The sequence below is a fragment of the Aquicoccus porphyridii genome, from assembly GCF_008369105.1.
GTDB classification, from domain to species: Bacteria; Pseudomonadota; Alphaproteobacteria; order Rhodobacterales; family Rhodobacteraceae; genus Aquicoccus; species Aquicoccus porphyridii.
The window spans coordinates 111,184-137,029 of sequence record NZ_VINQ01000009.1; the positions used below are offsets into that span (position 1 = coordinate 111,184).

A 25,846-nucleotide genomic window follows, 5' to 3' on the forward strand; every position below is an offset into this window, starting at 1 on the left:
GGCAATTTTATTGAGAGATTTGGAGCACTGCCCCGTTGTCGGAAAGCAAGGTCAGTTCAGAGCTCTACTCTATGTCCGCTCCCGTAGAGTCGCAGGAATGCAGTGACTGCATCGGCCGCATGCTTGTCCCGCTCGACTGTTCTTTGCACGGCCAGCAGGCGTGGCATCAACAGTCCAGAAACGCAAAGATGTATGAAGTGATCCGCAACACGCGGGGGGTTGTCGATCTCAAGCGCGCCTTCCCGGGAAAGGCGTTCCAGAACTTTACTGATGAGTTCGCGTGCCCGTTTCGGTCCGGCACGAAAATACACCTCCCCGACCTCGGGAAGCATCTCGGTGGCACCGATACACGTCCGCAGAAGGCGGATGTAGGTTTCGTCCAGAACGAGATCGATCATGCGCAGGGCAAGTTTTTCCAACTGGGCGCGCGGCTCGGGACCTGCGGACAAGGGTCGGAGGATCTCTTCCGCAAGCCGACCGCATTCGGATTCCACGACGCTCAGAAACAGCTGCTCCTTGGTCGGGAAATACGAATACATTGTTGCCTTCGACACTTTCCCTTCGGCGGCAATGGCATCGACGGTGGCGCCTTCATAACCGCACCGGAAGAAGACCTCCCGCGCGCCGAACAAAACCTCGGCCATTTTTCTCTCGCGCATCTCGCTCTTCCTGTCCTGTGCAGCATTGCGGGATTTCAAACTTGACTGTACCGTCTAGTCGGTACAGTAAATTGATTTTTATGTGGCGGCAAGCCGCAAACCTGGGCGGATCGTTCGGAGTGAGTGCCGCCTGTCAGGCATACCCAACGCGGCTTTCAATTCGTCATGAGCTTCGGGCCGTGCTCCGTTCGCGGTGCTTTCTGGCGCGGGATTATTCCGCGAACAGGACGGACGTCATCATTCCGCCGAGCGTGCCGTCCCGTCGAAAGCACCCTCCGCCTCCCAGCGGCGTGCAATGGATCCAAGGGTGTCCAGCACACCGCGCAGCTCCGCGCCGCGTTCAGTCAGCCCGTATGTGACAGCGGGCGGGATGGTCATGGCCTGCTCGCGCCAGACCACGCCGGCATGTTCCAGCATTCTCAGCCTCTCAGTCAGGACCCGGGTGGAAATTCCAGGCACCAGCCGTTTGGTCGCGCCGAAACGCTGTGGACCCTGTTCGGACAGAACCCAAAGGATATAAATCGTCCAAGGTCCCGTGATGACACGCAGCAGCGCCTCCATCGGGCAGGAAGCTGGTTGGACGCTTTTCATTGTGGATAGCCCTCGCAGCCCACGAAAGTAAGTTACTTTTAAGTGCCTACTTTAACTGATGAAGCAAGGCACCTAATGATACTATATGGAAAACGGCAGCCTAACAACCCGCCGAAAACCGGGAGAGCGGCAGTGAGTGACAACGTGGCAAAATATGTCTACTGGATCGCGACCGGCCTTGTGGCATTGGTCTATCTGGGTGCGGCGGCCTTCTACATCTCATCCCACGACATGGTCGCGGGCATGTATCGCGAGGTGTTGGGCTATCCCACATACATCATCTGGCCACTCGCAATTTTGAAGATCGTCGGTGCCGTTGTGATCCTCTGGCGCCCTTCGGCGGTGCTGGCAGATTGGGCCTATGCGGCAATGTTCTGGCATCTGGTGCTCGCCTTCGGGGCCCATGTGGGCGCAGGCGATCCGGGTTGGTCGCCGGCTCTGGCGACCTGGGTACTCCTGATCGTCTCGTGGCTGACCGCCAATCGCGTGCGTGCGGTCAAGTCGGCCTATGCACCGGCAGTTCCGGCAGCGCCAATCTGATCTGCTGCGGAGTTGCCACGGGGGTGCCCATAGCCTCGGACTTGGGTTTAAAAGGACGACAACATGACTGAAAAGCAGCCGACATTGTTTGTTCCCCATGGGGGTGGCCCCTGTTTCTTCATGGACTGGAACCCGCCTGACGCCTGGGATCGGCACCGCAAATTCCTTGAGGACTTGCCTGCGAGCCTGCCGGCAAGGCCCAAGGCGCTCCTCGTGATCTCGGGCCATTGGGAAGAGCGGGTCTTTACCTTGCAGACCAACCCCGCCCCGCCTCTGCTGTTCGACTATCAGGGATTTCCGCAGCATACCTATCAGCTAACCTGGCCCGCGCCGGGCGAGCCCGCGCTGGCGACCCGCGTACGCGCACTTTTAGAAGACGCGGGATTCCAAACCGGGGCCGATGCTGCGCGTGGCTTCGATCACGGGGTATTCGTTCCACTAAAGGTGGCTTTTCCTGAGGCCGACATCCCCACCGTCCAATTGAGCCTGCGCGACGATCTCGACCCCGAGGCGCATCTTGCCGTCGGTCGCGCGTTGGCGCCCTTGCGCGACGAAGGGGTGCTGATCATCGGATCCGGCAATACCTATCATAACATGGGCAAGATGATGCGGGCGATGAGGGGCGGACCGGACGGCCCGGTGAACGGCGGAGACTTTGACCGATGGCTCACGAGTGCGGTGACCCATGAAGACCCCGCAGTGCGCCATGCCATGCTGGCCGAGTGGGATCAGGCGCCCGGCGCACGCGATGCCAATCCGCGCGAGGAACATCTGATCCCGTTGCACGTCGTGGCCGGGGCTGCGCTTGCGGATCGGGGGGAGAAGACCCTCGAGGATCACGTGTTGGGCGCGGTCGAAAGCGCGTTCAGATTTGGATAGGACCAACCATGAGCTTCGAACTTCCCCCGCGGCAGGGCCCGCGCCCCGACACCACCGATTGCGCCCCGCATGAGCAGGTGTCGCAGAACTCCTCGGCAGAGATCCACGCATTTTTCAAGGAGAAGGCCTTCGCCCTGCCCTTCGTCGAGCGCTGCCGGTCGGGCATCTCGGTGCCCGGCGCCGAAGCACTGGTCTTGCCGGTGGCGCATGCCTGCGGCCCGCGTGAAGCCTTCATGATCGGACGCGAATTTGCCCATGTGCATCCCTCCTATGACGGTTCGTCGCACATGATGCTGCCGCTGGCGGCGGTCGATGAACTCATCGCCAAGGGATGGGGCGAACCGCACCCGATGGCGTCGGCCGGACACATCCCGGCAAATGCCGTCATGGCCTTTGCGCCGCGCGATGGGTCAGAGGTCGACGTCATGATCAAAATCCTGACAACGAGCTGGGACTTCGCCCGCGGCAAGCTGGCCAACCCCGCGCAGGTTCACATCCACGGCTGACTCTCTCTCAAAGAACAGGAATACGCCCATGGCAAGCTTTCAGAACGGACCATTTATCGTCACAGGCGCCTCCGGCCAGCTTGGACGCCAGGTAATCGATCAACTGATCGAGGCGGGCGCCGGTCCGATCATCGCGGTCACGCGCAACGCCGACAAACTCGCCGAGTTCAGGGACAAGGGGGTGGATGTTCGCCAAGGCGATTTCAACGCGCCCGAAACACTGGGTCCGGCCATCGCGGGCGGCAAGCGGATCCTGATCATCTCCACCGACGATCTGGAGCCGGGCAAACGGCTCGCGGCTCATTCCAATGCGATCACCGCCGCACGCGAGGCGGGTATCGACCACATCGTCTATACCTCGCTTGCCAGCCCGGTACCCGAAAGCCCCATCACTTTCAGCAAGGATCATCAGAACACCGAGAAGCTGATCGAGCAAAGCGGCGCCAGCTACACGATCCTTCGCAACAACCTTTACACGGATCTGTTGCTTATGAGCGGACCGCAGGCGATCGACATGGGGCAGCTCTTTGCCGCGGCAGGGGACGGACGGGCGAGTTACGTCACGCGCGCCGACTGCGCCCGCGCCGCCGCTGCCGCGCTGATGAATGCGACCGACCGCGAGGTCCTGGACATCACCGGGCCCGAATCCACCGGCCAGGCCGATATCGCGGCGCTTTTGTCGGACATCGCCGGCAAGGACATCCCCTACGTTCCGATGCCGGCCGAAGACATGGTGCAGGCGATGATCGCAAATGGCCTGCCCGAGTTCATGGCGCGTGTTTTCGTCTCTTTCGACCAGGCAATCGCCGAAGGCTACCTTGATGTGGCCAGCGACGATCTCAAGACGCTCACCGGCAAGTCCGGACAGTCGGTTACCGATTTCCTGACCGAAAACCGGGCGGTGCTTCTTCGAGCGCCGCAGTAACTATAGAGGCGGACAAAATCATGAAACTCTACAACGCGAATTTCTCGCCCAATGCGCTGCGTGTGCGGGCGGTGGCACACGAACTGGGCGTGGACCTCGAAATCGTCCAGGTCGACATCCGGGCCGGGGACAACCGCGCGGCGGAATTTCTCGCTCGCAATCCCAATGCAAAGGTGCCCGTTTTGGAGGACGGGAATTTCGTGCTTTGGGAATCCCGGGCAATTTGTGCCTATCTGGCGGGGCTTCGGCCCGAGGCGGGCCTCTATCCTGAGGGCCGCAAGGCGCGGTCCCTCGTCGATCAATGGACCTGGTGGCAAGCGATCCACCTTGGCCCGGCGATGCAGAAATTGTCCTTTGAGCTGTTTCTCAAAGAGAAATTCGGCATGGGCGATCCCGATCCGACTGTGGTCGAAGCGGAACGAAAAGCCACAGATCAGTTCCTTGCCGTTCTGGAAACCGGACTCGACGGCAAGGACTGGATCGCAGGCGCACTCAGCCTTGCCGACTTCTATCTTGCGACCACCTTCATGTATCGCGATCAAGCGGGGATTTTACTGGACCAGTACCCAGGAGTTGCGAGTTGGATCGACCGGCTAGAAGCGCGTGACAGCTGGCAAGAGGCTGTGGCACCCCTAAGGGCGCTTTTCCGCTGACGTCGTGATCCAGGGGGTAACATACCCCTGACGAGTGCCGAGGTTGACGATACGGTCGGCCGTTGTCATCGCTTTGATCTGATCGTGGGTCAGAAAGTCAACTGACCCAGCCTCCCGATCAGGTCATCCAGTTCGCGGATCATCCGCTCACCTGACAGTGAGCGATCCACCACAGTGGCCGCCAAGGCTTCGCGCGTGCAGTCATCCACGATGCACAACACACGGAACCTTTGGCCATTAGCAAAGGCATCGGACACGAAGTCCAACGACCAACGCTGATTGGCGCGATCCGGCACTAGGATGGGCCTGCGCGTACCCAGTGCGCGTTTGCGTGATCACCTGCGGCGCACGGCCAGCCCTTCCTCGCGATAGAGACGGAAAAGCTTCTAATGGTTCACTTCAAAACCCTCTCTGGCCAAAAGGATGCCCTAACTACGATATCCGAACCGGCGACGTTTATTCGCCAGTTCCCGCAGCCATTGGCGCAGGGCGTGGTCGCTCCGATCCTGATTCCGATATGACTGGGAGTTCCATAAGTCCTTGATCCAGGCCTGTGGGTCACAAAATCTGTTGTCGCTTCATGCAGTTCTTTACGAAAAATATCTGCGGTACCAGATGTTGGTTCTTACATACCGTGGGCAAGAAGCCGTGGAAGAACATCGAAAAAGGCCTAGTCCACATGCTTGCGGCCTTCTGACGTTCTGCGAACTTGGCTGGCATGACCCCGGGTCCGACGCGGATAGCGGACTTAACTCTTGCTGCGGGTCTTAGGCGCGCCGCTTTCGCCCGAGAAGTATTCGTCCCAGGTGCGCCCGAGTCATGCGCACTCTTGGCCAAGAGCCAACTTAACATATGCTTGCTTATACGTTTTTGAGCCGTGTAGCCGCAAAGCTAAAATGTCACCCATGAGCAATTCAGGAATGTCACTCTCCCTTCCGAGACTGAGGGAGATTGGGCATGGGATGGGTGGTTATGAGCGAGCGCGAGTTGAAGCGCGTGGAGGTTTTGGCGCAGGTCGATGATGGACGGCTGAGCGTCGACAATGCTGCGAACATGCTGGCACTGACGCGTCGGCAGATTTTCCGGCTGCTGAAGCTTTATCGTCAGGATGGCGCGTCGGCGATCCGGCACAAGGCGCGCGGCAAGCCCCCGAACAATCGCATCCACAAAGCCAAACGGGATTACGCGCTGTCGCTGTCATGGCCACGTTATTCTTGGGACTCTTTCGTAGTGGCTACCCATTTTCGATATTTGGTAAAGTTATTCATGAGATATCCACACGGGACTAGCGTGCGTTTTCGAGGAACTCCGCTGCGCAGTTTAGCAAATCGGACCGTTCTGCGTTTTTCCCAAGCTGATCAATCGCTCTCCGCGCTGCCTCAAGGTATTCCGGTTCTGGTGTGGGGGCCGTGCCGGCGCAGTTCATCCACGAATGGTTCTTGAGGCTCGCTCCCTCTCGCGATCTGTGCTGAGGCAAGCTTTCGGCAAGCCGTGCAAGGCGATCCAACAGCTTCCGTTTATGCGGGAAGGCAGCACGAAGCCTGGTTTCAGAGGCGGGATCGTTCTTCAACACCAGCGCCGTTGCGAGCAAAGGTCGAGTCATTCCGAGGTCGATTGCAGCGACGATTTTGAAGCGATCTATACGGTTCTGGGAAAAGAGCGACCCGTGACGAATTTCTGGCGCGAGCACACCAGCGACTTGCAGCGTCAGATCCATCCGTCGACCAGCATGGCAGTTCCCGTGTCGATAGGCGAGCATTAGCCGCTTCGCCCCTTCCTTGGCGCGGATGCGGAGCCGGGTCGGCAGGTGCACATGTGCTGCTGTCTTACTGCGCACAGGCAACAGCTCGGACCCGCATGCTTCGCAGTGCATTGACCAAGCGAAGCGCCAATGGCGCAATGATATCCTAGGTACCTTATGCGCACACACGGAACAGTGCTGAAAATTCGACCAGGAAATACACTCAATCGGGAATTCAGCGCGTCGCTGGATCAACATGCTGTCGAGCTCCTCGGGCGGGAGGCGCAACGTTGCACAGAACCTGTCGGTGTCCACGCCAATCAGATCCGTCAACGTTTCCGGCGGACGTTCTTGAGCAAGCCCCAGATATCTGCAGAGCTCCGGCACTGAACAGTAGTTGGCGTCCGCCAGGCGCGTGATCCAGCTTGACAGCAGTTCGTCCTGAAAAGGTGCCGGACGCCTCGGCAGGGGTTTGCGGTTCACTGAAATGCAGGTTGCGGCTGGTTCCGAACGGTCCAGCTATGTTTGGCCCAAACCGGCTGCCAGGATTGAATCGCGTCATCCGTGATCCGCTCCTCGCCCGTCTCGATGGCGTCGATGGCGAGCGCCTTGATCATCGTGAACACACGCGACGTGATGCCGCCAGTAATGCCGAGGATGGTGCGCAGTGACTGGACGCTCAGACCAGACCCGCGCTCCAACTGCATGGCAGCGATCAGAGTCTGGACCAGCCGGGAAAACTCAACATCATCATCCCAGAGTGGCAGAAAATGTTCGTCCAGTCGGCGCGCCAGTTGCTCGTCACCGCGAATGGCCTCGGCAGCTTCGTTGACACCGAACACGACGAGCGATGCGCACAAATCGTTGGACAGAAAACGCAGCATGTTCAGGAACCGGCGTTGTTCCCGATAGCTTCCGGCCAGGAGATTGTGGACCTCGTCGATCATGATCATCTTAAGGTCCATGCCGCGCAAATGGCTGAGAGCTCGCACTTCCAGTTCCGAGATCGTGTGACGACCCCACATTGGCGCACCGATCGACGCCAGGATATGTTGGTAAAACCGCCGTTCATCCGGTGCAGGTGGCGCTTGCAAGAGAAGGATCGGCGTGCGCGTCACCCCGAGGTCCGAGCGATAGTTACTCGGGTAGAGGCTCTCCATCCGCTTGGCGATCATGGTCTTGCCGATGCCGGAGCTGCCATAAACCATGAGGCCCGGCATTCGGTACTGCCGGGGCATCTCCATCAAGGATATCAATCTGTTGAGAACAATGGTTGCGCGGTCGAAAGCGATCCAGCGATCGCTGCGAATGAGATCAAGTCTTTCGTCGTGGTCCATCAAAGTCATCTATCGGGTAAGTTGGGAGGTTGGGGTTACTGGTATCAATTGCAAACATCTCGCGGGATGGATCACGCTTCGGTTTGTCGTTTGGCAGGCGTGCTTTGCGTTCTTCGTCCAGGCGCGCCGTAAGCGTCCGTTGCCGCGACGCATGGGCGATACGCCGCTGTTCTTCGATGATCCCGAACAGAATTGCTTCCGATATCCTTCCGCCATGCCGCTCATGGAAGATTGCATTGGCGCGCCGCGACTCCCAAAGGGAAACTTTGGGCCGCGAAAGATCCTTGTAGCGCGCCGCAATTGTTCGACCATCGTCCGTGACCACCCAAATCCGGGACATATCTCGCGGGTCGTACTTGACCGTAACCTTCCCTGCCCCACGACCGATCATCGGCGCGAAGGCGTCGCTCCAATAGCCGATAGAAAACAGGTTGATCCCGGTCCTACCGAGTTGTCGGCGTTCTGACGGGAGGAAACTGATCCGGAAGGCATCTGTGTCCACGACTTGTCGGCCAGCATCGTCGCCCCCAAGATCGGCCCAGGCGGCCAGCGGGGTGCGCCGCAATCCGCTGTGGCGGGTGTTATGGTACCGACAGATCTCCAGCTGCAGCCAGTCCTCGAACTCGTCCAGCGTCATTGAGGCCTTGGCAGCGCTGTCATACTCGCCCTTGTCTTTTGGCGAGGATTGCGTCGTTCCCGGCAATACATGCACAGCACCCATGGTCGTGCCGATCAGCCGTTCGATATGCCCACCAACATGCACCCGGCCCGGCGGCCGGTACTTGATCGCGATGCCCCATTCCGCACAGGCCGATCGGAATGCGTCACTGCGAAAATCCCGGCCGTTGTCGACATGGATGGCCTGTGGAATCCCGGCTGTCGGCCAATAAAGTTGCTCCAGCGAGCTCGGTGTCCGGATGGACTTCGGCCGCACACAGTGGTCGAGGCAAAGGCAAATGGACAGGACGGAAGGTGCGTCGAAAGTGACATAGGCGCCCAGAACCACACGGGTCGCAACATCGATCGCAAGCGTCAGCCATGGTCGCGCCAGAGGTTTGCGCTCAACCTGATCAACAAGCACGATGTCCGCCAATGTGTGATCGATCTGGACGACCTCCAATGGACGTTCCACCTCCAACCTCCCTGCCCTCGCTTCGAAAACCTGGCTGGCGGCCTTCGATCCTTTCCGCTTCCGCAACACCTCGCGCTGGTCTATCGCGTCAAGGCGAGCCTTGATCGTTTGCCGTGCCGGTGGTTGAAAACCTCTGGCAAGGCACTCGGCACGAATCTCGCCCACAATCCTGCGAAAGCTAGGGCGTTCCGGAACCAAATATCGTTCACGCAATACCCGGGCGATCATGCTTTCAACGTGCTCTGGTAGACGAAGAGAGCCGGGCTTGGGGCCGCTGCGTTTGGGCAGGAGTGAACTTGCCCGACCATCGTTCTTACGCAGCATGCTCAAAATGCGCCAGGCTGTACTCCGCGAAATGTTCAACTGAGCCGCCGCAGCCTCCACCTCCCGCCCAATACTTTGGCCCTGAGCGAGCGGCGACAAGAGTGGCCTGAGCACCTCGGCCCTCTCTAGCGCTTTGTTCTTTGCCTCATTCGCCAAAGTCTTAAGTTATCCACAAAGTAGACCATCTCACGGTTAAAATTACCATCTCATAAATAACTTTACCATCCCAAAGATAACCTTACCAAATTGCCGCTGATAACAACGAAAAAATCATGCGCGAGTCTCACGAATTACATGACCATGACATTCGGTCCGGGCGCATAGCGCGGGTCCCGCAACCAGGTGAAGACCAGGTTGGAATTCATCGAATACCGCCGCGCCACCTGCGCCACGGACACGCCAGGCGCGCGCGTCTGCAGACAGATCGTGCGTTTCTCCTCGTCAGACCAGAACCGCTTCTTCTGCCCCTTCTTGCCCGCCATGAAGTGCCTCAAGATGTCCATTATCGATCATGGACATTATCGCCAGCAGACCTCCTCCGTTAGAGCGGTCACAACGGACGGATACGCCGATCAGCGACTTGGCAGAAAACAGTTGGGACGAGCGTGCGTCCGAAACATACCCATGCAAAAGCACAGATCACGCCGCGAATGACTCTACTGCGTGCTGGCAGAATCGATCTACCAACGGAGTGGATCGAAGTCGCCCTGGCCTTGCCAGGGCGATACGGTGTGGCGCAAGATCGCCAGTAAGCGGCATCCGAACAATGGATCGCCGGTCGTATGCGGTGACGTGCGGGATATCTGTCGCCAAAAGCCCGACGCCAAGACCGTTTGCGACCATTGAACGAAGCATCTCTACAGACTCTGTTTCGTAAGCGATCTTTGGATTGATCCCGTGCATTTGCGCCAGTGTCAGAAAATACCCGCGACTGTGCGGCAGGTTGATCAGGATCAGCGGGTCTTGCAGAAGTTCAGCCATGTCCAGCGCTTCACGGCCGGCCAGCGGGTGCCCGCCCGGTAAAAGGCCATAGGGCTGAACATCGGCGAGCGGCGTAATCCTGAGGCTTGAGGGCAGGCCGAAATCATAGATCAGTGCGACATCAATCTGACCGATCTCTATCCCCTCTGAAAGAGTTTCCAAATTCGCTTCGAACAGGTGAATCTCGGTTTCCGGTTTCATGTCTTGAAACCCGCGCACCAGGGATGGAGCATACCGTGGACCCAGGGTCGAAAATACGCCCAGATTCAGAACAGTATGTCCGGCAGCACCGGCATTTAGCACGCCCTGAGCCTCGTTGCGCAAGGTTCTGAACTCGCCCAGTTTACGTCGCCCATAGGCGGTTGGAACTATTCCCTGACCAGAGGTGCGGGCGAAAAGTGGGCGCCCGAGATGGCCCTCGACCTTGGAAATCGCAAGCGAAACCGAGGGCTGCGAGACATTGAGAAGGCGCGCGGCGGCAGCTGTGCTGCCCCCGTCGGCAGTGGCAATCACATAGTCGATCTGCCGAAGCGTTATAGGTATAGGTTTCATTTATCACGATATGAGAACTTAATGTTTCTATATATAGCATGCTTCGCCCTAAACTCCAGCGACTAGAAAGCTGGAGGTGCCCGATGCAACCATCACCCGTCCAAAACTCCAAGCCCCTCGAAGGCGTGCGAGTCCTGGATTTCACCCGTGTGCTCGCCGGGCCTTATTGTACCGCGCTGATGGCCGATCTGGGAGCCGACGTTATCAAGGTGGAAGCCCTTCACGGCGATGATTATCGCCATATCGGACCGTTTGATCAGGGCGAGAGCCTGCTGTTTCAAGCGATAAACCGAGGCAAGCGTTCGATTGCTCTGAACCTGAAATCAGATGAGGATATCGCGACGATCAAGTCGCTGCTGGTCGACACGGATGTGCTTGTCGAGAACTTCCGACCCGGAGTGATGGAGAAACTGGGCCTTGGCGTTGAAGCCCTCAGTGCCGCGTTTCCCGCGCTGGTGTATGTGTCGGTCTCTGGCTTTGGACAAACCGGAACCAACGCAGCGAAACCCGCCTATGACATTATCATTCAGGCCATGAGCGGTCTGATGGATGTAACCGGTGAACCAGACGGAACGCCGACCATGATTGGCGAAGCCATGGGCGATGTGGCCGGGGGCCTTTTTGCGGCATGGGGCACAATGGTCGCTTTGTTTGACCGCAGCAGAACTGGTAAAGGGCGGCATGTGGATGTTGCGCTGTTTGATGCGCTGACCGCGATGATGCCGCTGCTGGCCTGCCGCACCCTGATGGGCAAGGATGCCCCCACCCGTACCGGCAATCGTCATTCACTGTCGGCCCCCTTTGGTACCTATCCGGCAGGCGATGGGCACTTCGCGGTGGCGGTCTTGAATGATCGTCTGTTCGAAACCTTCTGCAAGGTCATCGAGCAGCCCGAACTGGCCAGGGATCCGCGCTTTGTCACTGATCCCTTGCGCCGCGAAAACGAACCCGCGCTTGCAGAACAGATTGCGCTCTGGGCAGGACAGCGGAGCGTGGCCGAGATTGTCGCCAGTTTGTCCGCTGCCGGAATCCCGGCTTCTGAAATCAAGTCGGTCGCACAGGCCTGGGCTTCGTCACAGGCGGTCGAGCGTGGCCTCGCGTCGGCGGTGGACCATCCTCTGTTGGGCCGCCTGAATGTGCCAGAGCAGCCCGTTCATTTCAGCGGTGCTGCGCGCGGCGACCGTACAGCTGCACCGGGATTGAATGCAAACGCAACCGAAATTCTGGCCGAATTGGCCAAAGGAGAAACAAAATGAACTATCCCATGTCCGAAGACGAACGTGCCGTAGTCGACCAGATCGAAAGGTTCTCGCTTGAAGTATTGGCACCGCAGGCCGCCGTGCTCGATGAAGAAGCGACCTTTGCGACCCTTCATTTGCCTGTCATGGCCGAGATGGGGCTGATGGGAATGAACCTTCCAGAGGGTCTGGGCGGTATCGGGCTCTCTGGCCCTGCGCTCTATGCGGCTGTCGAGGCGGTCGCGGGGGCGTGCGGCTCGACAGCCTCGATGCTGACCGCACATTTCCTTGCAACGGATTCAATCCTGTTGGGCGGGGGTGCCGAGTTGAAGGAGCGCTTCCTGCCAAATGCGGCATTGGGCAAGACCCTGGGCGCCTTTGCCCTGACCGAACCCCAGGCAGGGTCCAATCCCGCAGACATGACGAGCTACGCAGTGCGTGAGGGCGAAGGATATCGAATCAAAGCGACCAAGTGTTTCATTTCGAACGCCGGAGCGGCTGATTTCATCGTCGTCTACGCAAAGACCGACAGAGAAGCCGGAGCGCGCGGTGTTAGTGCTTTCGTTGTCGAACCCAAGGACATAGAAGGTGTCGACATCGCCCCGAACGAGCGGACCATGGGCCTGAAAGGGGGGCACGTGTTCGGCATTACCTTCGACTGTTGGGTGCCAGCAGCGAACCGTCTTGGCGATGAAGGAACAGGGTTCCGTACGGCGATGAAAGTGCTGGATAACGGGCGCATTGAAGTGGCGGCTCAGGCCACCGGCATTGCGGACGCCGCACTGAAAGCGGCGATCGTCTACGCCAAGGAGCGCAAGGTCGGTGGCCATCCGATTGGTGATTTCCAAGGGTTGCAATTCATGCTGGCCGATTGCGCCACCGAACTGACCGCGGCTCGGGCACTCGCAATGCAAGCCGCCGTCAAGCGCGGGACAGGCGCGCGCTATTCAACCGAGTCTGCCTTCGCCAAACTCTATGCCACCGAAGCCGCATGGCGTATTGCCGACAGAGCTTTGCAAATCCACGGCGGCTACGGTTATACACGCGACTTCCCTCTGGAACGATATCTGCGCGACTTGCGAATTTTCCGGATTTACGAAGGATCATCCGAGATTCAACGCACCATAATTGCAAGAGGGTTGCTGGCTTGAGGAAATGCTGAAGTTGAAACCCGGGACCGGACGGGCCAAAATATCGGCTCACCAAAGCTCAAATGCTGCGGCGCAGTTCAAACCGAAAACCAAATCCTACCTTTTGGATTGCGCTCTGAATCAGGGCACTGCCACCTCATGGCGCGACCTCTGACGTCCCCATTTACTTCGGTTGATCCGGCAGCCGCTGTTCCCTATTATGCGGATATCTGCGTGTTTGACAGGGCAGCGATCGCAAGCAATGCCACCGCCAAGAACCCGCGCCGCTATGCCTCCGGCGTCGCCTATGTGCTGGTCAACGGTAAGCTTTCGATGCGGGGAGGCAAGCGCACCGACGTCAATGCCGCCAAGGTCCTGCGAGAATTTGAAGCGTAACCGGAACCGCCATTACCGAGCGCAGTCGGCTCAGTCGTCTGGCTGGGTGCGCTCGACCATCTCCCTGAACACTCTCGCCTCGGCGCGTAGCAGCCGTGTTATGCGGTCCCGGTCAGCGAGTGCCAGTCCGCCCAATGCAATCTATGTGATTTTGGCTGCCGCCTGGGCTCAAACGGCAGTCCGGACGACGGATTTCTCCGCACAATAGTCCAACAGCATTTCCGTCTGTGCTGACCCCGGTGCAATGGCGGCCGGGTCGGTCCCTACGAGTGTTACAGCGGCCTGCGCTTCGTTCTGCCAGTCGAGAATGGGCGCTGCGGCTGCAACGAGGCCGGGGATGAAACGGCCCTCGACCGATGCGAATTTGCGTGCACGGGTGCGCTCCGCAAGAGCCGCCACGCCGGCCTTGGTCGGCTCCATGTCGAGCAGCAGGTTCGGTTGTCGCGTCAGCCGGCGCAACTGTGTGTCGCGCTCCGGTTCGATGGCGTGGAGTGGACCCCAGGCCAGGAACACGCGGCCGGTAGCCGAAGTCAGCAAGGGCAGGGTGGTGCCGAGCCCCATTGAGGTGTCCGTCGGTGCCGCGCCTCGCTCCCAGCGGACGACGGTCGCGCCTTGGTTGGCCCAGACAGACAGCAGCACGGTCATCCCGGTGTTCGCCGAAAGCTCGGGCAGACCGTCGGCGGCTGAGTTGACGAAATCGTGCCGCGCCAGCGCCGCCAGCCCGATCTGCAGCGCACCCGGCCCGAGGTCATATCTTCCCGACCGGCCCTGTTGTTGCACCAGCCCGGCATTGACGAAAGAGGCGAGGTAGCGATGCACCTTGCTTGGCGGCATGTTGCAGGCGCGACCGATCTCAGAGAGCGACTGCGGTCCGCCCTGTTCCGCCAGGTGCGCCAGCACACCAAGCGCGGTGTCGAGCGATTTCAGTCCCTGGCCGTGGCCATTCTCGTCAGACATCTTCGGCCTCCAGAAGCGTGCGTAACGGCGCAAGATCGGCCGCCACAATACCGGTTTCCGTCCGGGTGAAAAGGCAACGCACTTCGCGTCCCTCGAATGTCTGCCTGCCCTCGACCGAACCCTCATAGCCCAGCGTGAGCGAACGGCGCGACCACTCCGTGACGGCGATTCGCAGTTCGAGTCGGTCGCCATCGTGCATCGGGTGGCGGAATTTCGCGGACGCATCGACAAGCCCGAGGCCTACTGCGTCCAACTTGCGGCACAAGACCTGGTGCCCGCCAGCCGGTCTCAGGAGTGCGTGAAGCGCCGTGTCCATCCAGCGGAAAGCATTGGGATAAAAGACAATTCCAGCGGGGTCGCAATCGCCGAAGGTGATGTCGAAGGTCTGTATCGTCTGCATGTCATCTTTCCTTATTGTAAAATGCGTTGCATAATATGCAATCTTAAGGTATCAATTCGAAAAGGTCGAGATAAATTGGGAGGACCCATGACACAGCTTTCCAGCATAGAAATTCTCGGGGCGGGGCCCGCCGGGCTCTACACCGCGATCCTGCTTCGGCGGCTGCTGCCGCAGGTCCAGGTGCGGGTCACCGAGCAGAACCCCGAAGGCGCCACTTTCGGTTTCGGCGTGGTGTTCTCGGACCAGGCACTGGCCTTCCTGAAGGCCGACGATCCCGAGACCCATGACCTCGTCGCGCCGCACATGGAGCGCTGGCAGAACATGACGCTGAATCTGCCAGAGGGCTCGGTGACGCTGGACGGGGTGGGTTTCACCGCCATCGGCCGGTTGCACCTGATCGAGATCCTGACCGAGCGGGCACGGGCGCTGGACATCCCGATCCGTTTCGGCACCCAGATCACCGGTGTGGAAGAGCTTGAGGCCGATTTGGTGATTGGCGCCGACGGGCTGAATTCTCTGGTACGGCGCGCCTTCGAGGAAGAGTTCCAGCCCAGGATCGAGCATTTCGACAATCACTTCGCCTGGTTCGGCGCGCAGGTCCCCTTCGACACGCTGACCCAGACCTTCATCGAAACCGAGCACGGTCCGATGAACGCGCACCACTACCGCTTCACACCCGACCGAAGCACCTTCATCGTGGAATGCGAGCCCGAGACCTATCGAAAGGCCGGTTTTGCCGACATGGGCGAGGCGGAAAGCGCCGAGCGATGCGCCGAGTTGTTCTCGGACGTGCTGAAGGGCACCAAGCTCATCACCAACAAGTCGATGTGGCGGCAGTTTCCCCGCCTTTGGTGCGAAAACTGGGTGGCCGGGAAATACGCGCTGCTGGGCGATGCGGTTCATACCGCGCATTTCTCGATCGGCTCGGGCACCCGGCTGGCACTGGAGGATGCGATCGCGCTGGTCCATGCCTTGGCGGCGGAAAGCGATCTCGACGCGGCGCTGGCCAGCTACCAGGACAACCGTCAGCCCATCGCCCGAAAGATCGTCGACGCGGCCAATACCTCAGCCCTCTGGTACGACAGTTTCGGCGACAAGATGCAACTCGCGCCAATGGATTTCGCCTATGACTACCTGATGCGGTCCGGACGGATGACCGAAGAGCGTCTGCGCCAGGTCGCCCCACAATTTGCCGCCGACTACGCTGCGCAGCGGGCCGTGGCGGGCTGACCGCTCAGACCACCAGAATTCAATGCACGAACATCGCGGCCAGCGAGGTCCCCGCGCGGGACCCCGGCCGAAGGAGGAAGATATCATGTCACAGGATGTGACCCAGACCACCACGCTCACGGACCCGGTTGCACCGGATGCAGCGGGTGCCCGGGAAATCGGTTTCGACAAGGCGCAGCATCGCAATTGTTCCCAGGTTCTCTGGCAGAACCTTGCTCGCAACCCCGACAAGACCGCCGTCACCGGCCCGAAGGGCAGCCTCAGCTACAGTGAATTGATCGCCGAGGCGGCGCGCTGGGGCAACGCCTTCGCCCGCGCCGGGCTGGCTCGCGGCGAGCGGATCGCGTTCTTCCTCGACGACACGCCGGTCTATCCGGCGGCGTTCTACGGCGCTGTCAGGGCAGGCTTCGTGCCGGTGCTCCTGAACATCCAGACCAAGCCGGACGTGCTGAACTACTTCCTGAAGGACAGCGGCGCGCGCTTCGCCCTTGTCGAGGCGGATCTGGCGAAGGTCTTCGATGCGGAAACGCTTGCGGACACCCAACTCGAGACGCTGATCATCGCCAACGGCGCTGCCGACGTCGCCAACGCGACCGAGGCAGATGCATTCCTTGACGGCACCGCAACGACGCTCGACGCCGCCGATACTGGGCCCGACGACATGGCCTTCTGGATGTATTCCTCGGGCTCGACCGGGCGGCCCAAGGGCATCGTGCACCTGCATCACGACGTGGCCTATATCCAGGACAGCTTCGGCGCCCATGTGCTGAAACTGGACGAAGACGACATCTGCTATTCCGTGCCCAAGGCCTATTTCGCCTATGGCTTCGGCAATTCGCTGGTCTTCCCCTTTGCCGTCGGCGCCACCACGCTGCTGGTCCCCGACCAGCCGCGCCCCGAGGCGGTGCTGAATGCCATCGAGGCCTATCGTCCCACGGTGCTCTTCGGTCTGCCGACGCTCTACACGGCGCTCTGCCGCGCCCCTGATATCGACACCCGCGATCTCACCTCGCTGCGCCAGTCGATGTCGGCGGCCGAGATCCTGTCGGAAGACGTCTATACCGCCTGGAACGCCAAGGTCGGCCACGGCCCCACCGAAGGTCTCGGCTCGACCGAAATGCTGCACATCTACCTGAGCAACCGGCTCGACGATCACCGTCTGGGCGCGGCCGGCGCGCGGGTGCCGGGTTATGAAGTGCGGCTGGAGACGCCCGAGGGCAAACCCGCCGAGCCGGGCGAGGAAGGCGTGATGTTCGTGCGCGGGCATTCCTCGGCGCCGACCTACTGGAACCGCCCCGACAAGACCCGCGACACCATGCGCGGCGACTGGATCTACACCGGCGACCGTTTCGTCGAGAAGGACGGCTTCTACTACTTCCAGGGCCGCGCCGACGACCTGGTCAAGGTCTCGGGCCAGTGGGTCTGGCCGCTCGAGGTCGAGCGCTGCCTGAACGAGCACCCGGACGTCAACGAATGCGCGGTGCTGGCCGAGCAACTGGACGACAAGCGCACCGCGCTGCGCGCCATCGTCAGCCTCGTACAGGGCCGTACGGGTGACGAGGCCCAGACCAAGCGGCTGCGCGACCACATCAAGACGCACCTAACGCCCTACAAAGCACCGCGTCTCTTCGACTATCTGCCCGACCTGCCCAAGACGGGCACGGGCAAGATCGACCGCCAGGCACTGATCCGCAATCCGGAAACCACCGCCTGAACCACTTATCCAGGGAGGAAACCACATGACACCGATCAAGACATTCGCCGCCGCCGCGCTGCTGGCCGCCGGCCTCGCCCCCGCAGCCCAGGCGCAGGTGCAATCCTTTTCCACGCCGCCGCAAGGTTCGGTCTGGAACACAATGGCCTCGGTCATTTCCGGCGAGGCGCGCAAGAGCGCCGGCATGCGCCTGGTGGTGCAGCCCTATGGCGGCAACGCGCAAATGATGCAGGCGGTGAACGAGGCGCTGGCCGAGTTCTCGCTCAATGACGTGAACGACGTGATCACCGCGGTCGAAGGCTCTGGCGACTATGACAGCCCGATGCCCAACCTGCGTATCGTGGCGCGGGTCAACCCGTTTCCGGTGGGACTCTATGTCAAGGAAAGCTCGGGCCTGACCTCGGTCGCGGACCTCGAAGGCCGCAGCGTGCCCTCGGGCTGGGACGCCTTCCCGATCGCGCGGCCCCACATCACGGCCATCCTCGCCGCAGGCGGGATCGGCTGGGACGATGTAGACCAGGTGCCGGTGCCGGAACTGATCCGCGGTTCCGACGACATGGCCTCGGGCCGGGTCGACAGCGCCTTCTTTGCCGTGGGCGGTCCCAAGGTGGCCGAGGTCGACGCCTCCGTCGGCGGTGTCCGCTTCCTGAGTATCGATGCCAACGACGAGACGCTGGAGAAGATACGCGAGGTGCGGCCTGCGTTCTACTTCTCGGAGGTCACCCCGGCCCCGGTCCGCGTGGGCGTGGGCGAGCCGATGATGTTCGTGACCTGGGACAACGTCCTCGTCGCCGGGGCGCACGTGTCCGAGGAGCAGGTGCAGGCGCTGCTGACGGTGCTGTTCGAGCAACGCGAAGCCATTGGTGCCGCCTATCCGCCGCTTCTCGCGCTGAACCTCGAGACCGCGTTCAAGCAATTCCCGGGCGTAGAATACCATCCGGGCGCGGTGGCCTTCTTCGAGGACCGCGGCGTCGAGATGACCTCGGACGAGTAACGTAATGCCGGGGCGGCCCGACCGCCCCGTCCCTCAACGGAAAGGGCATGCTGTGGAACAGGACGTGACTTCCCCCCAGGCCTCGGGCGCAAAGGGCATCGTTGTCAGCGCTCTGGCCGGTATATTGACGATCGTCGCAATGGCACAGGCCGCGAGCCTGCCGTCGCGGCTTGGATATTCCTACTACACCGAACAATTCCTGGCGCTGGTGCTGGGGCTGAGCCTGGCGATCATCTTCCTCGTCACTGGCGTTGACACGGACCGGAAGCGCTCCGGTGCCGCCACGACGCTCGACTGGGTGCTCTCGGCGCTGGGCCTTGGCCTCTCGCTCTACGTGATGGTAGCCTATCCGAGCCTCGTGTCGCAGGCGATGTCACTGCCTTGGGATGCATTGCTGGTTGGCGGGGCATTGTTCCTGCTGGTGCTCGAGGGCCTGCGCCGCTCGGTCGGCTGGACGCTGGTGATCGTGGTTCTGGTCATCGTCGGCTACGGCATGATCGGCCACCTGGTGCCGGGCGCGCTGCAAACCCGCGAGGTCGCACCGCAGCGGCTGGCCGTCTATTTGGCCTTCGATCCCAACGGGCTGCTGGGCCTCACGCTCAACGTCGCGGCGACGGTCGTCGTGGCCTTCGTCTTCTTCGGCCAGCTGCTGCTGCGCTCCGGCGGGGCGGACTTCTTCAACGACATCGCCATGTCCACCATGGGCCACAAGCGCGGCGGCGCGGCCAAGATCTCAATCGTCGCCTCGGGCCTTTTCGGCTCGATCTCCGGCGTGGTGGTGTCGAACATCGTCGCCACCGGCGTCGTCACCATCAAGCTGATGATCCAGTCGGGCTTTCGCCGCACCACCGCAGGCGCGGTCGAGGCCGTCGCCTCCACCGGCGGCCAGATCGCGCCGCCCGTGATGGGCGCCGTGGCCTTCCTAATGGCCGACATCCTGCAGAAACCCTATGCCGAGATCGTCGTCGCCGCCATCGTGCCCGCGCTGCTCTACTACGTGGCGCTCTTCGTGCAGGCCGACCTTCAGGCGGCGAAACAGGGGATCAAGCCGCTCGACGTTAAGGACGCGCCGAAAACCGGCGCGGTCATGTCACGCGGCTGGGTCTTCATCCTGCCTTTCGCGGCCATTGTTACCGCGCTCTTCTGGTTCAACCAGCCGGCCGAGACGGCGGCGCTCTGGGGCGGGGCCGCGGCGCTCACGATTGGGCTGACCGTGGGCTACGGCAAGACCCGCATGGTGCTGCGCGACCTTTGGGCTTCGGCGGTCGAGGCGGGCAAGTCGATCACCCAGATCATCATGATCTCGGCGGCGGCGGGCTTTATCATTGGCGTGCTGAACGTCACCGGCCTGGGCTTCGCGGCCACCTTCGCGCTGGTCGACCTGGGCCAGGGCAATGTCTTCGTGCTGCTGCTGATCTCAGCCGTGGTCTGCCTGATCCTCGGGATGGGCATGCCCACCGTGGGCGTCTACCTGCTGCTCGCCGTGCTGATCGCGCCTTCGCTGGTGCAGTCCGGCGTCGAGCCGATTGCGGCGCATCTGTTTATCTTCTACCTCGGCATGATGTCGATGGTGACGCCGCCCATCGGCATCGGCGCCTTCTTTGCCGCCGCCATCGCCAAGGCCTCGCCCATGGCCACCGCCTGGGAATCCATGCGCTTCGGCTGGACCGCCTATATCGTGCCCTTCCTCTTCGTCTTCTCGCCGGCGCTGCTCCTGATCGGCGACCCGATGGAAATCGTCGTGGCCGTCACCACCGCCGTCATCGGGGTCTATGCGATCTCGGCCGCGTTCGTCGGCTGGTTCCATGGCCCGGCAGGGCAGGGGCGGCGGGTGCTCATTGGTTTGGCCGGGGTTGCGCTCTTGCTGCCGCCGGGTGTTGGCGGGGCACAGACGTTGTGGATCAATGCGGCAGGTTTCGCGGTGCTCGCAATTCTCTGGGTCACCGCCCGGTCGGATCGCGCCACTGCCCGCCCGCTGCCGGAAAACGAACAGAGCTGAGACGCCCTCACGCTCAAAACGAAAGGAAAACCCATGACCTACGCTTTCACCCCCGCCCCCGTGTCGACCGTCGCCATCGCCGACAGCGACGCGCGCATCCCGGTCCGCCGCATCTTCTGCATCGGGCGCAACTACGCCGCCCACGCCGTCGAGATGGGTAAGGACCCGGACCGCGATCCGCCGTTCTTCTTCCTCAAGCCCGCCGACGCTGTGGTCGAGGATGAAGCGACCATCCCCTATCCGCCCCAGACCGAGAACTTCCACTACGAGGCCGAGCTGGTCGCGGTGATCGGCACAGGCGGAAAGAACATCGCCGAGGAAGACGCGCTGGATCACGTCTGGGGCTACGCCGTCGGCAACGACCTGACCCGCCGCGACCTGCAGCTGAAGGCGCGCGAACAGGGCCGGCCGTGGGATCTCGGCAAGGGCTTCGATCTGTCCGCCCCGATCGCGCCGGTGCATCCGGTGGCGAAGGCGGGTCACCCGTCCAAGGGCTTCATCCGGCTGACCGTCAACGGCGAGGTCAAGCAGGAGGCCGATCTCTCCGAGCTGATCTGGTCGATCCCCGAGATGATCTCGATCCTGTCGCACTCGATGGAGCTACGCCCGGGCGACCTGATCATGACCGGCACGCCTGCGGGTGTCGGGCCCTTGGTTGAGGGCGACACCTGCGTCGTCTCGATCGAGGGGCTGGGCGATCTGACCACGAAAATCGGGCCGAAAGAATGACCCTGAAGCTGCACAACTTCTTCCGGTCGTCCACATCAACTCGGCTGCGTGCCGCGTTGAACTACAAGGGGCTCGATTACGACTATGTCCCCTACGTGCTGCGCGACGGGGAGACGCGGCGACCGGACTACCTCAGGCGCAATCCGCAAGGCCTCGTGCCGACGCTGGAGCGCGAGGACGGCAGCCACCTGACCCAATCTCTGGCCATCATCGAATGGCTTGAGGAAACCCACCCGGAACCCGCGCTTCTGCCCGCCGATGCCGACGGCCGGGTACGGGTCCGGGCGCTGGCGCAGATGATCGCGCTGGAGGTGCATCCGCTCAACAACCTGCGGGTGCTGTTCTACCTGCGCGATGAGTTCGGTGCTGACGAGGCCAAGCAGAAGGAATGGTTCATCCACTGGGTGACGCTCACCTTTGGCGCGTTGGAAATCGCGCTTGCGGACAGTTCCGAGACGGGCCGCTACTGTCATGGCGACCAGCCGTCGCTGGCTGATCTCTGCCTCTATGCGCAGGTCTGGAACAACAAGCGCTTCGACATTGCGCTCGAAAACTGGCCCACTATTGCCCGTATCTTCGGAGAATTGGACCAGCTGCCCGCCTTCCGCGACGCCGCGCCGCCGAACCAGCCCGACGCCGCCTGACCAAACCAAAAGGAGACCGCCATGGACAACGCCATGCAACCCGAAGACACGCCGGAACTGCGCGCGCTCTACAAGGGCTTCGAGGACAACCACATGAATCCGCTCTGGACCCAGACCGGAAACCTCATGCCCGGGCACCCCAAGCCCAAGGCACAACCTCATGTCTGGAAATGGGCCGACCTGCTGCCCATGGCCGAGCAATCCGGCGACCTGGTGCCGGTGGGCCGTGGCGGCGAGCGCCGGGCCATCGGCCTCGCCAATCCCGGTCTCGCGCCGCACGCCTATTGCACACCGACGCTGTGGTGCGCCATCCAATACCTCTTGCCCGGCGAGAACGCCCCCGAGCACCGCCATTCCCAGAACGCCTTCCGCTTCGTGGTCGAGGGCGAGGGCGTCTGGACCGTGGTCAATGGCGACCCGGTGCGCATGTCGCGCGGCGACCTGCTGCTGACGCCAGGCTGGGCCTTCCACGGCCACCACAACGTCGCCACCGAGCCGATGGCCTGGATCGACGGGCTGGATATCCCGTTCAGCCAGCAGATGGACGTGGGCTTCTTCGAGTTCGGCGCCGAGCGGGTCACCGACAATGCCACGCCGAACTACAGCCGGGGCGAGCGGCTCTGGTGCCACCCCGGCCTGCGGCCTCTGTCCGGCCTGCAAGATACGGTATCGTCGCCGATCGGCGCCTACCGCTGGGAGCACACCGACCGCGCCCTGACCGAGCAGTTGCTGCTGGAAGACGAAGGCCAGCCCGCCACGGTGGGTCTCGGCCACGCGGCGGTGCGCTACACCAACCCGACCACCGGCGGCGACGTGATGCCGACCATCCGCTGCGAGTTCCACCGGCTGCGCGCCGGCACCGAGACGCCCCTTTGGCAGGAGGTCGGCTCCTCGGTCTTCCAGGTCTTCGAGGGCTCGGGCGCGGTGGTGCTGGGCGGCGAGACCCGCAAGCTGGAGAAGGGCGATATCTTCGTGGTGCCCTCCTGGGTCGGCTGGTCGCTGCAGGCGGAGACGCCGTTCGACCTGTTCCGCTTCTCCGACGCGCCGATCATCGAGCGGCTCAACTTCATGCGCACCATGGTGGACGGGCAATGACCGGCCACGCCGCGGACACCGCCGCCCGCGATGCGCTGCGCGCCCGCCAGGGCGGCGGCGCCCGCTACGACGCCGAGACCGCACCGCATGACGACCTCTTGCTGGCGCGCCGCGGCACCGCCTACTTTGCGCGCAAGCTCAACGAGTTGAACGATGCGGACCTTTATGGCCCCTCGCTCCGCAACGGCTGGACCCGCGCCCACCTCGTGGCCCACGTCAGCTATCACGCCCGGCTCCTCGCCCGCCTCATTGAAGGCGCACGCACGGGCATAGCGCAGCCGTTGTACCCCTCCACCGAGGCCCGCGACGCCGAGATCACTCTTGCCGCCACCCTGCCGCCGCGGGCTTTGCGCAACCTCTTTCGCCATGCCGAGGTGCATCTCAACGTCGAATGGCGCGATCTGGAGGACGCGGATTGGGACGCCGCCCTGCTCCTGCCGGACGGCACCGCGATCACCGCGCGCGAGACGCCAATGCTGCGGGCAAAAGAGGTCTGGCAGGCGGCGATCGGCCTGGACAACGGAGGCAGGCCGGAGGACATCCCCCGGCCGGTGCGCGCGCGGCTGGCCGGCTAACCCGGCTTCTGCCTCACGCCGTCCTGCCACATTTTCTGGCCCGGTCCCATGATCTGATCTGCCTTGATTCCGACCTCGGGATCGACCAGTCGACCTGGCTCGTAACCCAGTCCGATCTTGCCCAGTCCCGTCGCGTTCGCCTGGTCGCTGATTTCCTTCGGGATTTGGTCAGGCTCAATAGTGCTGCTTTGAGTGGATAGACCACCCAATCGAAGGCACAGATTAGGCTCCTTAGCGGCCTCCTGTGCAAGAACAACGATTTCCGTGCTGTGAGGCTCACTGAACCGTGTGTGACCGGATGCTGAACTTATTTGTGAAAAACGACAGCGAAAAAGACCGTACTCGCGCTGACAGTGTGCAAATATCATGATATTTGCACCAGTCACTTCATGCTATGAAAACAAGGCTGTTAAACAGTTGCATATTTCCGGTGCATATATCTTGGATCTGATAGCCTCAAAACATGCTTATTGGTTACGCCAGAGTGTCCAGCCACGGACAATCCCTTGATCGTCAGATCGGCGCATTGAACGCAGCCGGTGTTGAGCAGCCTCATCTGACTGGTCCAGATTGATTGTTAGTGCATGATCGGCCTGGGTTCCATGGGGATGATGGTTTCGGGGGCCGGCGGGCGGTAGCCCAATGCACTGTGGGGTCGTTTGGTGTTGTAGTGCTTCCTCCAGTCTTCGATGACGATCTGTGCTTCCCGCAGGGTGTAGAAGATCTCTCCGTTGAGAAGTTCGTCCCTCATCCGCCCGTTAAAGCTTTCGCAGTATCCGTTTTCCCAAGGCGATCCTGGCTCAATGTAGGCTGTCTGAGAGCCGACGGCGGCGATCCAGTCCCGGACCGCCTGCGCAACGAACTCGGGACCATTGTCAGACCGGATGAAGGCGGGAGCGCCACGCAGGATAAACAGGTCCGTAAGAACGTCGATCACGTCTGTCGAGTTCAGCTTGCGCTTCACTTTGATCGCCAGACATTCCCGGCTGTGCTCATCCAAGACGTTCAGCGTTCGGAAGACCTTGCCATCATCTGTCCGGCAGTGAACGAAGTCATAGGACCAGACATGGTTCCGATACTCGGGCCGCAGCCGCACGCATGATCCATCGTTCAGCCAGAGCCGTCCCTTCTTTGGTTGCTTTGCTGGAACCTTCAGCCCCTCTCGCCGCCATAGCCGTTCGACACGGCCATCACTGACCGACCAACCCGCCTCTCTGAGCAAAACCGCAATCCGACGATAGCCGTATCGGCCATATTGCCTGGCCAACTCGATCATATCGGCAACCAATCGATCCTCATCTGCACGGCCTCTCGGGACATGCCTCTGCGTCGAACGATGTTGTCACTGTACCCTAATAAATCAGAATCTGCGGATTCAGGGCGTTTTTGTACCCTTAATTACAATATTTCCACAGGCTTCACGCCTCAGGATTTGACACCATCTGAGCTTTTCCAGATTGCATCGGCGCGGGTCAGAAGCGCTTCACGGTTTGCGCCGGCGCCAAGTTCGGATATGGCCTGACGAGCTGCCTGCAGAGCGCTCACGGATGCACTTGGGGGGCTCGTTTCATGCGTCTTCCTGGTCGGATGCTCTGTTTTCCGCCGCCCAGGAAACCGCTGGCCAAGGTCCTGCGACAACCCACGGGCCTGCTCAATCACCCGACGATGTTGAGGAAAGGCGCGGCGCAACTCCCGGGCTCCCCGGTCGTTTCCGCGCAGGATGATGGTAGCTCCCAACAAGGGACGGGTCGTGCCGATATCGACCGCAGCAAGTGCCGGGAGTGGACAAAACATGGGGGTCATCTTCGTCGTTGCGGCCCGTGCTAAGGTGAGTTCTTTGCGTGTGGGGCTGCCATGGACGTACGGATTACAATCGAAACTACCTTCGACAACGGGGAGAAGCGCACTCATCAGCTTGACGGCAT

Annotated in this window: 28 protein-coding genes and 3 pseudogenes; 19 read left to right on the forward strand and 12 right to left on the reverse strand. The window is 61.4% G+C overall.

Annotation, left to right across the window (positions count from 1 at the left end; translation table 11 throughout):
* Window positions 1–56: 56 nt before the first annotated feature.
* Both FLO80_RS12925 and FLO80_RS12930 read right to left on the reverse strand, forming a co-directional pair.
* The gene (locus tag FLO80_RS12925) at window positions 57–659 is read right to left on the reverse strand and encodes a TetR/AcrR family transcriptional regulator (protein ID WP_036540318.1); all 603 of its coding nucleotides are present in this window, start codon (window positions 657–659) and stop codon (window positions 57–59) included.
* A 237-nt stretch (window positions 660–896) separates the two neighbouring features.
* Complete coding sequence (locus FLO80_RS12930; protein WP_027238707.1) at window positions 897–1,220, reverse strand: winged helix-turn-helix transcriptional regulator; 324 nt, start codon at window positions 1,218–1,220, stop codon at window positions 897–899.
* A gap of 162 nt (window positions 1,221–1,382) precedes the next feature.
* Here FLO80_RS12930 and FLO80_RS12935 point away from each other — a divergent pair, with 162 nt between their 5' ends.
* The 5 genes from FLO80_RS12935 (at window position 1,383) to FLO80_RS12955 (ending at window position 4,753) form a co-directional block, all read left to right on the forward strand.
* Window positions 1,383–1,790: a DoxX family protein gene (locus FLO80_RS12935; protein ID WP_157802081.1), complete on the forward strand. Its 408-nt coding sequence runs from the start codon at window positions 1,383–1,385 to the stop codon at window positions 1,788–1,790.
* Between the two features lie 63 nt (window positions 1,791–1,853).
* Entirely contained in the window at window positions 1,854–2,669 is an 816-nt protein-coding gene (locus tag FLO80_RS12940) for a DODA-type extradiol aromatic ring-opening family dioxygenase (protein WP_037931959.1), read from the forward strand.
* An 8-nt stretch (window positions 2,670–2,677) separates the two neighbouring features.
* A complete protein-coding gene (locus tag FLO80_RS12945; protein WP_037931962.1) occupies window positions 2,678–3,175 on the forward strand; it encodes a luciferase domain-containing protein in 498 nt (165 codons plus the stop codon).
* A 28-nt stretch (window positions 3,176–3,203) separates the two neighbouring features.
* Window positions 3,204–4,100 carry an SDR family oxidoreductase gene (locus FLO80_RS12950; RefSeq protein WP_037931965.1) on the forward strand — a complete coding sequence of 299 codons (897 nt, stop codon included), beginning with the start codon at window positions 3,204–3,206 and terminating at the stop codon, window positions 4,098–4,100.
* A 20-nt stretch (window positions 4,101–4,120) separates the two neighbouring features.
* Complete coding sequence (locus FLO80_RS12955) at window positions 4,121–4,753, forward strand: glutathione S-transferase family protein (protein ID WP_027238702.1); 633 nt, start codon at window positions 4,121–4,123, stop codon at window positions 4,751–4,753.
* A 101-nt stretch (window positions 4,754–4,854) separates the two neighbouring features.
* Here the strand turns inward: FLO80_RS12955 and FLO80_RS12960 are convergent.
* A pseudogene (locus tag FLO80_RS12960) lies at window positions 4,855–5,268 on the reverse strand (transposase family protein); the annotation flags it as partial.
* A 55-nt stretch (window positions 5,269–5,323) separates the two neighbouring features.
* Between FLO80_RS12960 and FLO80_RS24430 the strand changes: the two are divergent.
* Together FLO80_RS24430 and FLO80_RS23220 are read left to right on the forward strand one after the other, a co-directional pair.
* Window positions 5,324–5,524: a hypothetical protein gene (locus FLO80_RS24430; RefSeq protein WP_379575174.1), complete on the forward strand. Its 201-nt coding sequence runs from the start codon at window positions 5,324–5,326 to the stop codon at window positions 5,522–5,524.
* A gap of 186 nt (window positions 5,525–5,710) precedes the next feature.
* Window positions 5,711–5,965 (forward strand): annotated as a pseudogene (locus tag FLO80_RS23220) (helix-turn-helix domain-containing protein); the annotation flags it as partial.
* A 73-nt stretch (window positions 5,966–6,038) separates the two neighbouring features.
* Here the strand turns inward: FLO80_RS23220 and FLO80_RS12975 are convergent.
* From FLO80_RS12975 to FLO80_RS12995, 5 genes are all read right to left on the reverse strand, one after another.
* The gene (locus FLO80_RS12975; RefSeq protein WP_161489461.1) at window positions 6,039–6,977 is read right to left on the reverse strand and encodes a TniQ family protein; all 939 of its coding nucleotides are present in this window, start codon (window positions 6,975–6,977) and stop codon (window positions 6,039–6,041) included.
* Window positions 6,974–7,840: a TniB family NTP-binding protein gene (locus FLO80_RS12980; protein ID WP_067293065.1), complete on the reverse strand. Its 867-nt coding sequence runs from the start codon at window positions 7,838–7,840 to the stop codon at window positions 6,974–6,976. The genes FLO80_RS12975 and FLO80_RS12980 overlap by 4 nt, the downstream gene beginning before the upstream one ends.
* Window positions 7,809–9,287 carry a TnsB C-terminal domain-containing protein gene (locus FLO80_RS12985; RefSeq protein WP_223145488.1) on the reverse strand — a complete coding sequence of 493 codons (1,479 nt, stop codon included), beginning with the start codon at window positions 9,285–9,287 and terminating at the stop codon, window positions 7,809–7,811. Before FLO80_RS12985 ends, FLO80_RS12980 begins: the two co-directional genes overlap by 32 nt.
* A gap of 290 nt (window positions 9,288–9,577) precedes the next feature.
* Window positions 9,578–9,790 (reverse strand): transposase, encoded by a 213-nt coding sequence (locus tag FLO80_RS12990; RefSeq protein WP_235604693.1) that lies wholly within the window; start codon window positions 9,788–9,790, stop codon window positions 9,578–9,580.
* 136 nt (window positions 9,791–9,926) lie between these two features.
* Window positions 9,927–10,820 carry a LysR family transcriptional regulator gene (locus FLO80_RS12995; protein ID WP_067293063.1) on the reverse strand — a complete coding sequence of 298 codons (894 nt, stop codon included), beginning with the start codon at window positions 10,818–10,820 and terminating at the stop codon, window positions 9,927–9,929.
* 83 nt (window positions 10,821–10,903) lie between these two features.
* Between FLO80_RS12995 and FLO80_RS13000 the strand changes: the two genes are divergently transcribed.
* The 3 genes from FLO80_RS13000 (at window position 10,904) to FLO80_RS13010 (ending at window position 13,584) form a co-directional block, all read left to right on the forward strand.
* Window positions 10,904–12,076 carry a CaiB/BaiF CoA transferase family protein gene (locus FLO80_RS13000; protein WP_067293060.1) on the forward strand — a complete coding sequence of 391 codons (1,173 nt, stop codon included), beginning with the start codon at window positions 10,904–10,906 and terminating at the stop codon, window positions 12,074–12,076.
* Window positions 12,073–13,209 (forward strand): acyl-CoA dehydrogenase family protein, encoded by a 1,137-nt coding sequence (locus FLO80_RS13005; RefSeq protein WP_067293057.1) that lies wholly within the window; start codon window positions 12,073–12,075, stop codon window positions 13,207–13,209. The genes FLO80_RS13000 and FLO80_RS13005 overlap by 4 nt, the downstream gene beginning before the upstream one ends.
* 138 nt (window positions 13,210–13,347) lie before the next feature.
* Window positions 13,348–13,584 (forward strand): hypothetical protein, encoded by a 237-nt coding sequence (locus FLO80_RS13010; RefSeq protein ID WP_067293054.1) that lies wholly within the window; start codon window positions 13,348–13,350, stop codon window positions 13,582–13,584.
* Between the two features lie 168 nt (window positions 13,585–13,752).
* Here the strand turns inward: FLO80_RS13010 and FLO80_RS13015 are convergent, their stop codons facing one another.
* Window positions 13,753–14,541: an IclR family transcriptional regulator gene (locus FLO80_RS13015; RefSeq protein WP_067293051.1), complete on the reverse strand. Its 789-nt coding sequence runs from the start codon at window positions 14,539–14,541 to the stop codon at window positions 13,753–13,755.
* Window positions 14,534–14,941, reverse strand: a complete 408-nt coding sequence (locus FLO80_RS13020; RefSeq protein WP_067293048.1) for an acyl-CoA thioesterase — start codon at window positions 14,939–14,941, stop codon at window positions 14,534–14,536. Before FLO80_RS13020 ends, FLO80_RS13015 begins: the two co-directional genes overlap by 8 nt.
* 87 nt (window positions 14,942–15,028) lie before the next feature.
* On the opposite strand from FLO80_RS13020, the gene FLO80_RS13025 reads away from it, so the two are divergent.
* The 9 genes from FLO80_RS13025 (at window position 15,029) to FLO80_RS23225 (ending at window position 24,495) form a co-directional block, all read left to right on the forward strand.
* Window positions 15,029–16,171 (forward strand): FAD-dependent monooxygenase, encoded by a 1,143-nt coding sequence (locus FLO80_RS13025; RefSeq protein ID WP_067293045.1) that lies wholly within the window; start codon window positions 15,029–15,031, stop codon window positions 16,169–16,171.
* Window positions 16,172–16,256: 85 nt separating this feature from the next.
* Entirely contained in the window at window positions 16,257–17,885 is a 1,629-nt protein-coding gene (locus FLO80_RS13030; protein WP_067293043.1) for a benzoate-CoA ligase family protein, read from the forward strand.
* Window positions 17,886–17,910: 25 nt separating this feature from the next.
* Window positions 17,911–18,879, forward strand: a complete 969-nt coding sequence (locus FLO80_RS13035; RefSeq protein ID WP_082899299.1) for a TAXI family TRAP transporter solute-binding subunit — start codon at window positions 17,911–17,913, stop codon at window positions 18,877–18,879.
* A gap of 64 nt (window positions 18,880–18,943) precedes the next feature.
* A complete protein-coding gene (locus FLO80_RS13040; protein ID WP_246156680.1) occupies window positions 18,944–20,878 on the forward strand; it encodes a TRAP transporter permease in 1,935 nt (644 codons plus the stop codon).
* Window positions 20,879–20,911: 33 nt separating this feature from the next.
* A complete protein-coding gene (locus tag FLO80_RS13045) occupies window positions 20,912–21,607 on the forward strand; it encodes a fumarylacetoacetate hydrolase family protein (RefSeq protein WP_067293037.1) in 696 nt (231 codons plus the stop codon).
* Window positions 21,604–22,251, forward strand: coding sequence for a maleylacetoacetate isomerase (gene maiA, locus FLO80_RS13050; RefSeq protein ID WP_067293034.1), 648 nt, complete (start codon window positions 21,604–21,606; stop codon window positions 22,249–22,251). The genes FLO80_RS13045 and maiA overlap by 4 nt, the downstream gene beginning before the upstream one ends.
* Before the next feature lie 21 nt (window positions 22,252–22,272).
* Window positions 22,273–23,346: a cupin domain-containing protein gene (locus FLO80_RS13055; protein ID WP_067293031.1), complete on the forward strand. Its 1,074-nt coding sequence runs from the start codon at window positions 22,273–22,275 to the stop codon at window positions 23,344–23,346.
* Window positions 23,343–23,921: a maleylpyruvate isomerase N-terminal domain-containing protein gene (locus FLO80_RS13060; RefSeq protein ID WP_067293028.1), complete on the forward strand. Its 579-nt coding sequence runs from the start codon at window positions 23,343–23,345 to the stop codon at window positions 23,919–23,921. Before FLO80_RS13055 ends, FLO80_RS13060 begins: the two co-directional genes overlap by 4 nt.
* Window positions 23,922–24,384: 463 nt before the next feature.
* A complete protein-coding gene (locus FLO80_RS23225; RefSeq protein ID WP_235604692.1) occupies window positions 24,385–24,495 on the forward strand; it encodes a recombinase family protein in 111 nt (36 codons plus the stop codon).
* Between the two features lie 3 nt (window positions 24,496–24,498).
* Here the strand turns inward: FLO80_RS23225 and FLO80_RS13070 are convergent.
* Together FLO80_RS13070 and FLO80_RS23030 are read right to left on the reverse strand one after the other, a co-directional pair.
* Window positions 24,499–25,263, reverse strand: a pseudogene (locus FLO80_RS13070) (IS3 family transposase); the annotation flags it as partial.
* Window positions 25,264–25,346: 83 nt separating this feature from the next.
* Window positions 25,347–25,846, reverse strand: a 500-nt coding sequence (locus tag FLO80_RS23030) for a hypothetical protein (protein ID WP_223145489.1), incomplete at its 5' end; no start/stop codon positions are given.

Coding starts and splice junctions, on each gene's coding strand:
- FLO80_RS12925 (WP_036540318.1), bottom strand. CDS start 659: ATGCGCGAGAGAAAAATGGCCGAGGTTTTGTTCGGCGCGCGGGAGGTC.
- FLO80_RS12930 (WP_027238707.1), bottom strand. CDS start 1,220: ATGGAGGCGCTGCTGCGTGTCATCACGGGACCTTGGACGATTTATATC.
- FLO80_RS12940 (WP_037931959.1), top strand. CDS start 1,854: ATGACTGAAAAGCAGCCGACATTGTTTGTTCCCCATGGGGGTGGCCCC.
- FLO80_RS12945 (WP_037931962.1), top strand. CDS start 2,678: ATGAGCTTCGAACTTCCCCCGCGGCAGGGCCCGCGCCCCGACACCACC.
- FLO80_RS12950 (WP_037931965.1), top strand. CDS start 3,204: ATGGCAAGCTTTCAGAACGGACCATTTATCGTCACAGGCGCCTCCGGC.
- FLO80_RS12955 (WP_027238702.1), top strand. CDS start 4,121: ATGAAACTCTACAACGCGAATTTCTCGCCCAATGCGCTGCGTGTGCGG.
- FLO80_RS12980 (WP_067293065.1), bottom strand. CDS start 7,840: ATGACTTTGATGGACCACGACGAAAGACTTGATCTCATTCGCAGCGAT.
- FLO80_RS12985 (WP_223145488.1), bottom strand. CDS start 9,287: ATGCTGCGTAAGAACGATGGTCGGGCAAGTTCACTCCTGCCCAAACGC.
- FLO80_RS12990 (WP_235604693.1), bottom strand. CDS start 9,790: ATGGACATCTTGAGGCACTTCATGGCGGGCAAGAAGGGGCAGAAGAAG.
- FLO80_RS12995 (WP_067293063.1), bottom strand. CDS start 10,820: ATGAAACCTATACCTATAACGCTTCGGCAGATCGACTATGTGATTGCC.
- FLO80_RS13000 (WP_067293060.1), top strand. CDS start 10,904: ATGCAACCATCACCCGTCCAAAACTCCAAGCCCCTCGAAGGCGTGCGA.
- FLO80_RS13005 (WP_067293057.1), top strand. CDS start 12,073: ATGAACTATCCCATGTCCGAAGACGAACGTGCCGTAGTCGACCAGATC.
- FLO80_RS13010 (WP_067293054.1), top strand. CDS start 13,348: ATGGCGCGACCTCTGACGTCCCCATTTACTTCGGTTGATCCGGCAGCC.
- FLO80_RS13015 (WP_067293051.1), bottom strand. CDS start 14,541: ATGTCTGACGAGAATGGCCACGGCCAGGGACTGAAATCGCTCGACACC.
- FLO80_RS13020 (WP_067293048.1), bottom strand. CDS start 14,941: ATGCAGACGATACAGACCTTCGACATCACCTTCGGCGATTGCGACCCC.
- FLO80_RS13025 (WP_067293045.1), top strand. CDS start 15,029: ATGACACAGCTTTCCAGCATAGAAATTCTCGGGGCGGGGCCCGCCGGG.
- FLO80_RS13030 (WP_067293043.1), top strand. CDS start 16,257: ATGTCACAGGATGTGACCCAGACCACCACGCTCACGGACCCGGTTGCA.
- FLO80_RS13035 (WP_082899299.1), top strand. CDS start 17,911: ATGACACCGATCAAGACATTCGCCGCCGCCGCGCTGCTGGCCGCCGGC.
- FLO80_RS13045 (WP_067293037.1), top strand. CDS start 20,912: ATGACCTACGCTTTCACCCCCGCCCCCGTGTCGACCGTCGCCATCGCC.
- maiA (WP_067293034.1), top strand. CDS start 21,604: ATGACCCTGAAGCTGCACAACTTCTTCCGGTCGTCCACATCAACTCGG.
- FLO80_RS13055 (WP_067293031.1), top strand. CDS start 22,273: ATGGACAACGCCATGCAACCCGAAGACACGCCGGAACTGCGCGCGCTC.
- FLO80_RS13060 (WP_067293028.1), top strand. CDS start 23,343: ATGACCGGCCACGCCGCGGACACCGCCGCCCGCGATGCGCTGCGCGCC.
- FLO80_RS23225 (WP_235604692.1), top strand. CDS start 24,385: ATGCTTATTGGTTACGCCAGAGTGTCCAGCCACGGACAATCCCTTGAT.